The sequence below is a fragment of the Blastomonas sp. 34TW genome (assembly GCF_059803595.1).
On record NZ_JAPFGW010000006.1, the window covers coordinates 13,873 to 27,259 of the forward strand.

General features: G+C 65.4%; 12 protein-coding genes. 3 read left to right on the forward strand and 9 right to left on the reverse strand.

Annotation, left to right across the window (positions count from 1 at the left end; translation table 11 throughout):
* Positions 1–3 precede the first annotated feature (3 nt).
* From OPU69_RS09260 to OPU69_RS09290, 7 genes are all read right to left on the reverse strand, one after another.
* The gene (locus OPU69_RS09260) at positions 4–1,194 is read right to left on the reverse strand and encodes a serine hydrolase domain-containing protein (protein WP_099046484.1); all 1,191 of its coding nucleotides are present in this window, start codon (positions 1,192–1,194) and stop codon (positions 4–6) included.
* 14 nt (positions 1,195–1,208) lie between these two features.
* Positions 1,209–2,603: a cryptochrome/photolyase family protein gene (locus OPU69_RS09265; RefSeq protein ID WP_498510556.1), complete on the reverse strand. Its 1,395-nt coding sequence runs from the start codon at positions 2,601–2,603 to the stop codon at positions 1,209–1,211.
* A complete protein-coding gene (locus OPU69_RS09270) occupies positions 2,600–3,562 on the reverse strand; it encodes a metal-dependent hydrolase (protein ID WP_060977835.1) in 963 nt (320 codons plus the stop codon). Before OPU69_RS09270 ends, OPU69_RS09265 begins: the two co-directional genes overlap by 4 nt.
* Positions 3,563–3,566: 4 nt before the next feature.
* Complete coding sequence (locus OPU69_RS09275) at positions 3,567–4,484, reverse strand: cyanophycinase (protein ID WP_498510558.1); 918 nt, start codon at positions 4,482–4,484, stop codon at positions 3,567–3,569.
* A complete protein-coding gene (locus tag OPU69_RS09280) occupies positions 4,484–5,140 on the reverse strand; it encodes an HAD-IA family hydrolase (protein WP_498510560.1) in 657 nt (218 codons plus the stop codon). The genes OPU69_RS09275 and OPU69_RS09280 overlap by 1 nt, the downstream gene beginning before the upstream one ends.
* Entirely contained in the window at positions 5,137–6,240 is a 1,104-nt protein-coding gene (locus OPU69_RS09285) for a DUF2855 family protein (protein WP_498510562.1), read from the reverse strand. Before OPU69_RS09285 ends, OPU69_RS09280 begins: the two co-directional genes overlap by 4 nt.
* A 117-nt stretch (positions 6,241–6,357) precedes the next feature.
* Positions 6,358–7,275, reverse strand: coding sequence for an SMP-30/gluconolactonase/LRE family protein (locus OPU69_RS09290; protein ID WP_060977839.1), 918 nt, complete (start codon positions 7,273–7,275; stop codon positions 6,358–6,360).
* Between the two features lie 178 nt (positions 7,276–7,453).
* On the opposite strand from OPU69_RS09290, the gene OPU69_RS09295 reads away from it, so the two are divergent.
* Both OPU69_RS09295 and OPU69_RS09300 read left to right on the forward strand, forming a co-directional pair.
* Complete coding sequence (locus OPU69_RS09295) at positions 7,454–8,398, forward strand: aspartate carbamoyltransferase catalytic subunit (protein WP_060977908.1); 945 nt, start codon at positions 7,454–7,456, stop codon at positions 8,396–8,398.
* On the forward strand, positions 8,395–9,648 hold the full coding sequence (locus tag OPU69_RS09300; RefSeq protein WP_498510564.1) for a dihydroorotase: 1,254 nt from the start codon (positions 8,395–8,397) through the stop codon (positions 9,646–9,648). The genes OPU69_RS09295 and OPU69_RS09300 overlap by 4 nt, the downstream gene beginning before the upstream one ends.
* 17 nt (positions 9,649–9,665) lie before the next feature.
* Here the strand turns inward: OPU69_RS09300 and OPU69_RS09305 are convergent, their stop codons facing one another.
* On the reverse strand, positions 9,666–10,979 hold the full coding sequence (locus OPU69_RS09305) for an NAD(P)/FAD-dependent oxidoreductase (RefSeq protein ID WP_498510566.1): 1,314 nt from the start codon (positions 10,977–10,979) through the stop codon (positions 9,666–9,668).
* Between the two features lie 83 nt (positions 10,980–11,062).
* Complete coding sequence (locus OPU69_RS09310; protein ID WP_498510568.1) at positions 11,063–11,542, reverse strand: TspO/MBR family protein; 480 nt, start codon at positions 11,540–11,542, stop codon at positions 11,063–11,065.
* Positions 11,543–11,673: 131 nt separating this feature from the next.
* On the opposite strand from OPU69_RS09310, the gene OPU69_RS09315 reads away from it, so the two are divergent.
* Complete coding sequence (locus OPU69_RS09315; RefSeq protein WP_060977843.1) at positions 11,674–13,278, forward strand: leucyl aminopeptidase; 1,605 nt, start codon at positions 11,674–11,676, stop codon at positions 13,276–13,278.
* The last annotated feature ends 109 nt before the right edge of the window (positions 13,279–13,387 follow it).

Consider the following 13,387-nt stretch of genomic DNA (forward strand, 5'->3'; position numbering starts at 1 on the left):
TCCTCAATTCGCCGCCATGGCGAGCTTCTGGAAGAATTGCAGTTGCGGTACGCGCAGATCGCCGCCGCTCGCCTTGGGCCAGTTGCTCACCACCGCAACGACAAGGTTCTTCTGCGGAACGATCAGGATCGCTTGGCCGAAAATGCCCTGCCCGCCCCAGGCGCCGCCCGGATAGGTCCACCACTGATAGCCATAGCCGAAGCCCGGCAGGCCGATCGGCGCCTGTTCCTTGCCCGCCTCGGCAAACCAGCCATCGGGCACCTGGCCTTTGCCGCCTTCGAGCGCGAACAGTCCCATGCGGGCATAATCGGCCAGCCGGATCGAGAGGCAGCAGCCGCCGACATTCTGCCCGGCGGAATCGACCATCCAGAACAGGTCGCCCTCGAAGCCCGCCGGCTTGACGATCTTCTCCTGCGCATATTCGGTCAGCGTCTTGCCCGTCGCACGCTGGACGATCACGCCAATGAGGTTGGTTTCACCCGTCTTGTAAACCCATTTGGTTCCGGGCTCGGCCTCGCGCGGCAAAGTCTTGAGGTAAGCGGTATTGGGGTCCTCTCCAGGGCCCACGGGCACGGAGAGCATCTTCACAACGTCGCTGTTCGGGTCGGTATAATCCTCGTTCCACTTGACGCCCGAGGTCATGGTCAGGATCTGCTTGACCGTAACGCCGTCATAGCCGCTGCCCTTGAGTTCAGGCACATATTTGGTCACCGGATCGTCGATCGAGGCGATGAAACCATCCTTCACCGCCGCCCCGACCAGCGTCGAGGTGAACGACTTGGCGACCGAGAAGCTGGTCCAGCGGTCCTCGGGCTTCATCCCCAGCCCGTATTTCTCGAGCCGCACCTTGCCGTCCTGGATCACCATCAGGCCCGCGACATTCTGCGCGGCCATGAAGGCTTCGACCTCGGCATCGGTAATGGCGAGCGGTTCACCCTTGGGCAACGCACGCGGGGTGCCGTGCTGCGCCGTAGTGCCGGGGAACTGCGCCTCCATGGCGCGGAAGTTCGCTGCGCGCTGCGCATCGGACCAGAAAAGGATCTGCGCGCCGGCGGTGCGGACCTTTTCGAGTTCAGCCGGGCTCATCTGGGTGATCGACTTGACCGCCGGTGCCGCCTCATCTTTTGCAATCGCGACGCCACCCGCGCCGATGGCCAGCGCACAGGCTGCTGCAAAACTCGTCCAGACCCGCATAACCTTCTCTCCTCTCACGACTTTATCTTTGCATGGGCGGCCAGCGCCCGTTCCCTGGCTTCCTTATGCCCGATCAGCTTCCTGGGATAGCCCTTCACATATTTGCCCGCCGCCTCGGGATCGTGGATCGCCTTGTCCGACAGACCGGCCAGTTCAGGCACCCATTGCCGAATATAGCCGGCCGCATCGAACTTCTCCGACTGGGTGAGCGGCGCCATGATCCGCACGAACATGTTCGAATCGACACCGGTGCCCGAGGTCCATTGCCAGTTGGTGGCGTTGGAGCCGTAATCGGAATCGACCAGCGTGTCCCAGAACCACTTTTCGCCCTCGCGCCAGTCGACCAGCAGATGCTTGATCAGGAACGAGGCGGTGACCATGCGGACGCGGTTGTGCATCCATCCGGTCGCCCAGAGCTGGCGCATCCCGGCATCGACCAGCGGATAGCCGGTGCGTCCCTGCTGCCAGGCCTTGATATCGGCTGCGACATCGCTGTCCGAAGGATTGCGCCAGGGAAATTTTTCGAACCCGTCGCGGGCATTGGCCTTGGCATAATCGGGATATTGCAGGATCACGTTCTGCGCATAATCGCGCCAGACCAGTTCCTTGAGGAAGGTCTCGACCGAGCCGCCTGCCTCCATCGTCGCGTGCCAGACGGTGGCGGGCGAGATCTCGCCGAAATGCAGATGCGGAGAGAGGCGCGAGGTGCCTTCGACCGAAGGCAGGTTGCGCTGCTCATCATAGTGCCGTGCGCGGTCCAGAAACTGCTCGAGCCGCTCCGCTGCGCCCGCCTCGCCCGGCGTCCATTCCTCCGCAAAACCCTTGGCCCAGTCAGGCTTGGTCGGCAGCAGCGCCCAGTCGCCAAGCGTGTCGCTCTCGGGCCAGTTTTCCGGCGCATCGAGCCTCTTCGGAGCCGGCACCGGCGCGGGCGGCGGCATGTGCTGCGCCAGCGCGCGCCAGAAGGGCGTGTAGATCTTGTAAGGTTGGCCGCTACCCGTGGTCACTGATCCCGGCGGCATAAGGTAGTTGCCGTGGTGGCATTCGAGCGTGCAGCCCTCAGGCAGCTTGTCCTTGAGTGCGCGCTCGGCATTGCGCCACCAGGGCTCGTAATGGCGCAGGCAGTGGATCGCGGCGGCATCGGTCTCTTTTGCCAGCTTCGCCAGCACATCGGCGGCGACGCCGCGCTTCAGGATCAGGCGAGAACCGATTTTCTCGAGATCGGCCGCCAGCGACGCAAGGCTGTGGTGCAGCCACCAGCGCGATGCGCCACCCATCTTGCGGTGTTTCGGCGTCTCGTCATCGAGCACATAGATCGGGATCACCGGGCCTGCCTTGGCGGCGGCGGCGAAAGCGGGCTGGTCGGCAAGGCGCAGGTCTCGGCGCAGCCAGACGATCACGGGGCGGGTCATGGATTGTCCTTCACATCGACTGTGACCGTGAATCGGTCGGCAATCGGTGAACTGTCGAAGCGCGCGTCGCGCAGAACCACCCTTTTGCCCCCCGATATGTCGGTCAGCCGTGCATATGGCATCCGCGCCCAGAACAAAAAGGCCCGCGCATCAGCATTTTGTGCGGCGGCGCGCGCGACCCAGGGACTGGCCATGTTGGTCGCCGCGCTGCCCGGCTGCAGCGTCAGTGCTGGGGTGCCCAGAGCGTCATAGGCCCCGCGCCCGATCATCGCATCGCCGCGCCACAGCATCGCGCGCTGCCAGAACAGCACGGGCACCGCATTGGCGATCACCAGATCGGGGCTGATGCCGCGTTCGGTCTCCAGCCTCTGCGCCACCTGCGCCTCGGCATGGCTCGAGAGTGCATAGTTGCCCGTGATGTAGAGCAAGGCCAGAACCAGCACCGCCTGCGCGGGCCGTTCCCAGCCCGGCCGCCCCGCAGCCTCCCATTTGCGCGACAGCCAGATGCCGAGCGGCAGGATCGTCCACAGCACGGCATCGACAATGAACAAGGTATCGCCAAAAAACCAGCGCGGCGCGAAGGGCTCAAGCAGGCGGATGCCGTAATTGTTGAGATAATCGAGCGCCGGATGCGACAGCGTGCCAATATAGGCGAGCAGCAGCAGCGAGCCTGGTCGCACCGGCAGGCGACTCTGCGGGCGCTTGCGCCGCCGCACCTGCCAGCGGTCGAACCAGACCATTGCCACCGTGAGCAAGATAGGCAGCAGCAGCAGCGCGATCGGCCCATGCGTCACGCCGCGTCGCAGCGCCAGCGACTGGGTGCCGAGCACGCTCAGCACCGCATCGATATCGGGCAAATTGGCCCCGATGATCAGCGTCGGCACCGCGAGCCCCGTGAGCCGCTTGAGCCCTGCTTGGCCCAGCGCCCATCCGGCAAGGCTGTGGGTGAAATTGTCCACGCGGCTATTCCTTCATCGCCGGGAAGCGCGCGAAGCGGACATTTTCCATCACCGCATTGTCGCAGGACCGGTGCCCCTCTGATGGATCAACGACAGTGATGGTGCCGCGCCCCACCGGAATGCCGGTCTCGTGCCCGATGTCGAAGACAAAGGCTGTGTCCTCATCAATCCCGATCCCGGTCACCGCGTCCGCTTCGATACAGGCCACTGCTCGAATGAGCCGCGTCAGCCGTGCGCGCTGACTGAAATGCTGGTCGAACACGATGCCGGGAAGGAATCCCAAGCCGCGGCCCAGCACCAGCGGCACGTCGCGGGCGTCCTCGGCCCTACTGTCGCAATCTTTGAAATCGCGCGAGACGGGTGCGGTCAGCGCCACCTCGGGGCTGCCGCAGGCGATCATATGCTCGCCCATCACCGCTGCGCCCGCGCTGGTCCCTCCGATCACCGCGCCCGCTTCGAGCCGCTTGCGCATCGCCGCGAGCATAGGTGTGTCGCTGCCGTCATCGTTCACCAACGCGGCTATGATCCGCATCTGATCGCCACCCAACATCCATATCAGCCCCGCATCGGCCAGTTTGGCAACTTCTGACGCATCGCGCGCACCATCGGCCCAGGCGGATTCATCGGTCTCGGGCGTATCGGGATCATCCGCTATCGCAACCCGGACGGTAGCAATCCGGGCGGGATCGATACCATGCGCAGCAAACGCCTTGATCGCCCGGGGCACCGATCGCCCGATAATGCCAGAAGCAGCTGGAATTATCGCGACCGTCGGCGAGCCTGCGGGCATCGCCTTGACCAGAGCGTCATAAACATCCGCATTGTCGTCCGCCAAAGCACCGCCGACGACCACGACCGTCCCCTGATCGGCCGAAGCCGGGGTCGCCGCCGCAGCCAGCAATAGTGCCCCCCAGAATCGCATCAGCCGGGCCAGCTTTCCGGCCGACCCAGCAGCGCGCGCAGATCGGCGAGCGCCTGATCCTCGCCGCTCACCTTGATCGCGGCCATGCCCAGTGCCGCTGCGGGTTTGCAGTTCACCCCCAGATCGTCGAGATAGATGCACGCCGCCGGGGCGATGCCGATCGCCTCGCACATCATCGCATAGATGCGCGGATCGGGCTTGCGTACGCCTGCCTTGCTGCTTTCGATGACATGGTCGAACCGCGCCATGATCGCCGCGATCTCGGCGGCGCGCGCATCGTCGAACACCATCGCCGATCCCTTGCCCGCGCGGACATTGTTGGTGATGCAGCCGATGGTCAGCCCTTCCGCCTTGAGCGCATCGAGCGCGGCGACCATGCGGGGGCGTACATCGCCTGCCAGGCAGGAGATGACATCGCTGCCCCGGATCGCGAGTCCCAGCGCCGCCGCCTCTTCGGCAAAGGCGCTATCGAACGCGCTCGCATCGATCTCCGCCCGCTCGAACCGTGCCCAGGCATTGTCGTCGGGGTTGGTCGCGTTGATCCGCCGCACGCAATCGCGCGGCAACCCGCGTTCGGCCTCGAGCCGGTTGAACGCCTCGAACGGCGACGAAGTAATCACCCCGCCGAAATCGAAAATGACGGCTTCGAAGCTCATGGAACGATGACCAGACCCGCTTTCGCATCGGCCTTGCCCGCAATCGTCTCGGCATAGGCGGCGAGTGCAGCCTCGGCCCCCTGGCGCTTGTCGATCAACAACAGCTTGGGCGCAAGATCGGCAAAACCGAGCCAGGCCGCTTCGAGCTTCTGGCGGAACCCGTCAGGGCCCCATTCGGCAATTCGCTTTTCGCTGCGGCCCGGGGCAAAGAACATCTGACGCGGCGGGCCTGCGATGGCCCCAGCGTCATCATTGGCATCCCAATGCGACTTGCCGACAACGATCGAAGCTTTCAGCGCATCGCCGAAATGGTTGTGGACGCTTGCCGCGACCTTGGGGTTGCCCGCCATGTCGACCATTGCGCTCGGCACGCTGGCGTCCATCGCAGCAATACCGTCATACGCGACGACCCGGTCATAGAGCCCGAGCTGCTCGACATAGGCGACGTTGCCCGCGCTGGTGAGCCCCACGATCTGCGGCCCACCGCTGCGCTGCTTCAGCGCGTGGGCCAGGCCAATCGCGGTCTTGCTCGACGCGCTCGCGACCAGGATTTGCTGCGCAGCATAATCGCCTTCGTCCTCGAGCTGATCGGCAATCAGCCAGCCGGTGAGGAACAGCGGGCGGAAGACCGGCCAGTAGTCGTGATCCTGCGCCCGATAGTCCCCCAGCGCATCGAGCCTCTGATACTGGTTGTAGATGATCGGCAAGGTGCTGCGCCGCGGGGTCATGTCGGTAAAGCCGTTGGCGCTGACCCGGCCCGGATGCAGCACCGCATGGCTCGCCATCGGATAATAGCCGTAATAGCGCGTGCCCACCGCGACATCCGGATGGCTGCTGCGGCTCACCGTGGCAAAGCCCCAGACGGGCAACCGGCCCGGCGCTTCGCGCTCAGCGAAGAAATCCCAATAGCCCTGATCGTTGCCGAACAGGCCGAGCGGCTTGCCGAACACCGCATAGGTCACGTTGTTCGCGGTCATCGCGTAGAGGTCGAGCTTCACCTCGATCGCGCCTTCGGGCAGGTCGGCCTGCGGCTCCTCGACGATGCGAGCGTCAGCGATAGTGTCACGGTCGATATCGATCGCCCAGCGTTGGTCGGTCATATGGTTGTCCCTCAATCCAAGAATTCCAGTCTTCGTCACCCCCGCGAAGGCGGGGGTCCCGCTTGTCCCATCGTGCACGACCGCAAAGCGGGATCCCCGCCTTCGTGGGAATGACGATCAAGCATTCAGATAATTCAGCTTTGCCCCGCCGCGTGGCCAGTCCATCTTGACCAGCCTGCCGGTGCCCGAGAGCGTGATGTACGCGGTTTTCAAGTCCGGCCCGCCGAAGCAGATATTGGTCGTGAACGGATCGTCGGTCGCGACGAACTCGACCAGCTCGCCATCCGGAGACACCACCGAAATCCCGCTCTGGCCGATGGTGGCGACGCACACATTGCCCGCGCCATCGACCGCCAGCGAATCGAAGAACGTGTATCCCGACGGGCTATAGAGAAAGGTGCCGCCCGGCCCGAGCAACCCCTGGCTGAACGCGATCTCGCCGGGCGCAGCAATGTCATAGGCCCAGAGCTTGCAGGTATAGGTCTCCGCGACATAGAGCGTCTTGCCGTCAGGCGAGAGCCCGATCCCGTTGGGATTTTCCATCGGGAAGATGACTTCCTTGAGCAGCGAGCCATCGGCGCGTGCATAGAACACGCCGGTCACGTCGCGCTCGCGCCGCCGGGTCTTGCCGTGATCGGTGAACCAGAAGCCGCCGGCATCATCGAACACGATGTCATTGGGCCCGCGCAGCGTGCAGCCGAAATCGCCCGACTTGTAGAGCGTCTCGACGGCGCCGGTCTCGAGGTCCACGCGCTCGATCCTTCCGCCGGAATAATCGTCGGGCTGGCCATGCGGGATCAGCAGGCCTGCGCGCTCGACATAATGGAAGCCGCCATTGTTGCAGACATAGAGCTTGCCATCGGGACCGATCGCCGCGCCATTCGGGCCCCCACCCAGCTGCGCCACGACATGCTGCGTGCCATCAGGCGCGACGCGCGTGACGCAGCCGCGCTCGATCTCGACCAATACGACGCTACCATCTGGCATCGCCACCGGCCCTTCAGGAAAGCGCAGGCCTTCGGTTACCAGTTCCATCCAGAATCCCCTCGCTTACATTCTTGTCAGCGCATCATTGCGACAGTCAGCTCCCCTGTCCACAGCAGAAAACGCGGGCTTGAGCCAAAGCCGATTCGGTCCTAGACGCTCGCCTTTAATGACATCGCCGAACACGCCCTCCGCCCGCCGCCCTGCCAGCGATTACCCGCCCGGCGCCATGGCCTTTCCGCACCGGCATCTGCTGGGAATCGCAGGGCTCCAGCCCTGGGAGATCGAGTTCCTGCTCGACGAGGCCGAGCAATGGGTCGATTTGAACCGCCAGGCGAGCAAGCACGACGACAGGCTAGCGGGCCTGACGCTGATCAACGCGTTCTTCGAAAACTCGACGCGCACGCTGCTGTCGTTCGAGATCGCGGGCAAGCGCCTGGGCGCGGACGTGGTCAACATGCACGCCGCGCAATCGAGCGTGAAGAAGGGCGAGACGCTGATCGACACGGCGGTAACGCTCAATTCGATGCGCGCCGATGCCATCGTTATCCGCCATGGCAGCTCGGGCGCGGTGCAACTGATCGCCGACAAGGTGGGCTGTCCGGTGCTCAACGCCGGCGACGGCACGCACGAACACCCGACCCAGGCGCTGCTCGATGCGCTGACGATCCGCCGCCGCAAGGGGCAGATCGCCGGGCTGCGCGTCGCCATCTGCGGCGACATATTGCACAGTCGCGTCGCGCGATCGAACATGATCTGCCTTTCCACGCTGGGCGCTGACGTGCGCGTCGCGGGGCCCCCGGCGCTGATGCCGCCTGCGGTCGAATCGATGGGCGGCACCCCCTGCCGCAGCTTTGCCGAGGCTCTTGATGGCGCGGATGTCGTGATGATGCTACGGCTGCAGAACGAGCGGATGCAGGGCCAATTCATTCCCTCGCCGCGCGAGTTCCGCCACCTTTACGGGCTCACCGACGCCAAGCTGGCGCTGGCCAAGCCCGACGCGCTGGTGATGCATCCCGGGCCGATGAATCGCGGGATCGAGATCGACAGCCATATCGCCGACAATGTCCAGCGCTCTGCGATCACCGATCAGGTCGAGATGGGGGTCGCGATGCGCATGGCGTGCCTCGACGTGCTGACCCGCAGACGCCGCGGCATGGAGGGCTGGGCATGAGCAAGACGCCGCTGGCTCCGCTGAGCATCGTCAATGGGCGCCTGGTGCTGCCCGGCGAAGCAGAACCCGTACCGGGCGGCATTCGCGTGCTGGGCGACCGCATCGCCGAGATCGGCAGCATCACGCCGGGCGCGGACGACCGCATCCACGATGCCAAAGGCGCGCTGATCGCGCCGGGCCTGGTCGACCTCGGCGTGTTCGCGATCGACCTGCCCGCCTTTCATTTCGGCGGGATCAGCCGCGCGGCGCTGATGCCCGATCAGAACCCGCCGCTCGATCATCCGGCCCGGGTGCGCTTTGCCGCCTATTCGGGCAAGCCGGATTTCTGGGTTCACCCGCTCGCCGCTGCGACGCGCGATCTGGCGGGTGCCGAGATGGCCGAGATCGCGCTGATGCAGGAAGCAGGCGCGCGCGCGGTCGCCACCGGTCGGCGCTGGATCGTCGATACCGGGGTGATGCACCGGCTGATGCAATATTGCGCGATGCTGGCTCTGCCGCTGATCATGCACAGCCAGGACCATGGCCTGTCGGGCACGGCGGTGGCCACTTCAGGTGAGATGGCAACCCGGCTCGGTCTGCCGCAAGCGCCCGCCGAGGCCGAGAGCATCGCCATCGCGCGCGACTTGGCGCTGGTGCGGATGACGGGCGCCCGCGTCCATTTCCGCCAGGTGACGACGCGCGGCGGGCTGGCGCTGATCCGCGCGGCCAAGGCCGAGGGGCTGAGCGTCACCGCCGGAATCACGCCAGCGCACCTGTTCCTCTCCGATGTGGCGCTCGGCGGGTTCCGCACCTTCGCGCGACTCTCGCCGCCGCTGCGCAGCGAGGATGATCGCCAGGCCGCGCTCGAAGCGGTCAAGGACGGCACGATTGATGTCATCGCGTCGGGCCACGACCCGCGCGGGCCCGAGGACAAGCGCCTGCCCTTTGCCGATGCCGCGCCCGGTATGGCGGGGGCGGAAACGCTGCTGCCGCTGTCGCTGGGGCTGGTGCGCGATGGCCTGATCTCGACCGGACGACTGTTCGACCTGATCGCCGCCAACCCGGCCAAGCTGCTCGGCGTCCAGGCGGGGGCGCTGCGCACCGGGCACGAGGCGGATATCGTGCTGATCGATCCCGACCGTCCGTGGCAGGTCGATTCGGGCAAGATGGCGGCGGCTGCGGGCAACACGCCGTTCGACAAGCTGCCGGTGCAGGGCCGCTGTCTCGCGCTGTTCAAGGGCGGCAGGCTGGTCGACCAGCGCAGCGGCTGAAGGCGTCGCCGCGCTGGTCAGTGCAGCTTCAGCTTGGGCCGCACGATCTGGTTCACATGGCCGATGACGATCAGCGATATGCCGCGCCACCAGCCGTGGATCGCGATCAGGTGCATGCGGTAGAGCGATTGGTACGCCCAGCGCGCCAGTCGGCCTTCCACCGCCATGCGCCCGCCGACCAGATTGCCCATCAGGCTGCCCACGGTGGAAAAGCGGCTCAGCGAAACCAGCGAGCCATGGTCCTTGTAGACGAAATCCTTGAGCGGCTTGCCCGCCTGCATCCGGCACAGATTGTCGAACACATGGCTTGCCATCTGGTGCGCGGACTGCGCGCGCGGCGGGATTGGTCGCTCCTGGCCGGGCAGCAGGCATGAGGCGCAATCGCCCAGTGCGAAGATATGGTCGTCCAGCGTCGTCTGCAGCGTCGGCCGCACAACGAACTGGCTGAGCCGGTTGAGCTCGAGATCGCTCATTTCGGTGACGCCGTCTGCACCTTTCACGCCTGCGGCCCAGACGATCAGGTCGGCAGGGATCGCTTCGCCCGCCTTGGTCTCGACCGAATGCGCGTTGACCTGCACGACCTGGGTGTTCTCGCGCACGCTGACGCCGAGCTGCTCGAGTTCGTGCCGCGCGGTGCCTGCCAGCTCGGCATCGATCTGCGGCAGGATGCGCGGCCCCGCCTCGAGCAGCGTGACCTCGAGCTTGCTCTCGTCGAACACCTCGAGGCCGTAATAGCGCAGCGACTTGGCCGCGTTGTACAGTTCCGCAGACAGCTCGACCCCAGTCGCACCGCCGCCGATGATGCAGATCCGCACCCGCGCCTCGGGATTGCCGGTGTTATGCTCGTGATTGGCGCGCAGGCACGCATTGAGCAGCTTCTGGCGGAAACTGTCCGCCTGGCCGCGATGTTCGAGAAACTGGGCATGTTCGCGCACGCCCGGTACACCGAAATCGTTCGACACGCCGCCAAAGGCGAGCACCAGATAATCGTAACGGATCCGGTGCCGCCCGATCACTTCCTTGCCCTGGTCATCGAGCAGCGGCGCGGTGGTGATATGCCGCGTGGTGCGGTCGATGCTCTCGAGCGCGCCGTTGAAGAAGCGATAGCCCCAGCGCACGGCATGACCGCCATAGCCGACCTCGTCGAGATTGGCATCAAGCGAGCCTGCCGCGACCTCGTGCAGCAGCGGCTTCCAGATATGGGTCAGGTTGCGGTCGACCAGGATGATGTCGTGCTTCTCGCGGCCATATTTGCTGCCGAGCCTGCGCACCAGCTCGAGCCCGCCAGCGCCTCCGCCCACCACGACAATCTGCGTCTTCTGGTCGCTCACACCGGTCCCCTGAATAGTGTCAAGCAAAGTTAACACATATTATCGGGTCACCAAGCGATTTGGCGCGCCCGACCCGATAAAGTTCAGGCGCGGCCGAACGGGCGATTGAGCTGCACGATCTTGGCGTTGAGCATCGCCGCAAAGCTGACCCACACAAGATAGGGCACGATCAGCCAGCTCGCGAGTACCGAATAGGGCCTGAGCCACACGCACATCGCGAATACCGACGCCCAGAGGAAGACAACCTCGACCAGAGCCCAGTCGGGCCGCTTGAACTTGAAGAACAGGGGCGACCAGAGCAGGTGAAACACGAAATTCGCGACATAGAGCGCGATGACGATCATCCGGTCGCCTTGCGTCTGCGTGCCGTTCCAGGCGAGCACCGCCGCCCAGGCGGCGAGGCCCAGAATGATCGTCCAGGCCGGGCCGAACAGCCAGTCGGGCGGCTGCCAGCTCGGTTTCCTGAGGTTCTTGTACCAGGCTCCGATCTCGGTCAGCAGCCCGCCCGCGCCGCCCAGAATGACGGCCCAGGCGATTGCGGCGATGACGGGGGTGCTGAACATGGGTCAGCACATGGGGTTGAGGGACAGACAAGACAATGCCATCGGCTGTCAACGCGCATCTTTGCTTGCCGCCAGCAGCCCAAGCTGCTGATATGGTTGCCAATGTTACGAAGACAAAAAGGGGGTTCCTGATGCGTATCCGTCACCTGCTGGTCGCCAGCAGCTTCGCCGTACTGACCATGGCATTGCCCCTAGCTACACATGCGCAGGAGGCGGTGAAGCCCTCGCTGACGCTCAAGGCTGCAAAGGCGCAATTCCGCCCCGTCAGCTTCAGCGGCACCCTGCCCGCAGCTTCGGGAACGCTGGTGCTGCCGCTCGCCAGCGAAGCCGATCTCGCGAGCCGCGCCAGCGCCCTGTCCGAAGCCGAGCGCACAGCGATCGCCCGCGCGCTGGCCTCAGCCGAGTTCGACTACACGTCCGGCACGCTCAGCCTACGCGGTATCGGCAGATGGGATCGTATCCATGTTGTCGGCACCGGATCGGACATGGGCGCGGCAGCCGTCCAGAAGCTCGGCGTCGCGGCCGGGCGCGCGCTGATGAAGGACAAGGGTCCGCTGACCGTGCTCGCCAGCGGCCTGCCTGCCGAGGCGGTGGCAGAGCTCGCCACCGGCATGGGCATCGGCGAATATCGCTCGGACCTCTATCAGGCCAAGGCGCGCGAGGCCGCTGCGATGGCTGCAACGACGATCGTCACCGAGAACGGCGAGGCGGCACGCGCAGCCTATGAAGGGCGCGGCAAGCCGCTGATCGAGTCGATGGCGTTTGCGCGCGACCTTTCGAACGAGCCGGCGAACGTCATCTATCCCGAAAGCTTTGTGGAGCGCACCCGCGCCGCCTTTGCGGGCGTCCCCGGGGTCACGATCGAGGCGCTCGACGTACCTGCGATGGAAAAGCTCGGCATGGGCTCGATCCTCGGCTCGGGCCGGGGTTCGGCGCGGCCGCCGCGCATGCTGATCGTGCGCTATACTGGTCGCGGCGCGCCCTCCACCGGCCCCGTTGTGCTCGCAGGCAAGGGCATCACCTTCGACAGCGGCGGGATCTCGCTCAAGAATGGTAGCGGTATGGGCGACATGAAGTTCGACATGTCGGGCGCGGCGAGCGTTGTCGGCGCAGCGCTGGCGCTGGCCAAGTCGCGCGCGCCGGTCGATGTCGTCGCGATCGCGGCGCTGTCGGAAAACATGCCCGACGGCAACGCTGCGCGCCCCGCCGATGTGCTGCAGGCGATGAACGGCAAGACGATCGAGATCATCTCGACCGATGCCGAAGGACGGCTCGTCCTCGCCGACGCGGTCGCCTATGCCGATGCGAAGCTCAATCCCGCGGCGATCGTCGACATGGCGACATTGACCGGCGCGATCATGACCGCATTGGGCGACGATTATGCAGGCCTGTTCAGCCGCCACGATCCTCTCGCCGATCAGCTGATGAAGGCGGGCGATGCGAGCGGCGACGCGCTGTGGCGCATGCCGCTGCACCCCAGCTATGCCGAGGACACCAAATCGACCATCGCCGATATCAAGAATTCGGGTGCGGGTGGCGCCGGAGCCGGCGCGGGCGCGCATTTCATCGGCGCGTTCGTAAAGCCCGAAACGCCCTGGGCGCATATCGACATTGCCGGCATGGCATGGGGCGGCGCGAACGACCTCAAACCGGCAGGCTCGACCGGCTATGGCGTGCGCCTGCTCGAGCGCTTCGTGCGCGATTTCCAGCCGGTGCCCAAGGTGGCGGGCGAGTAATCGCACGACACTGACCCGTCACTCCCGCGAACGCGGGGGTCCCGCTTTCTTGATCCGGCGTCCGGAAAAAGCGGGATTCCCGCGTTCGCGGGAACGACGGTGGGGCGCG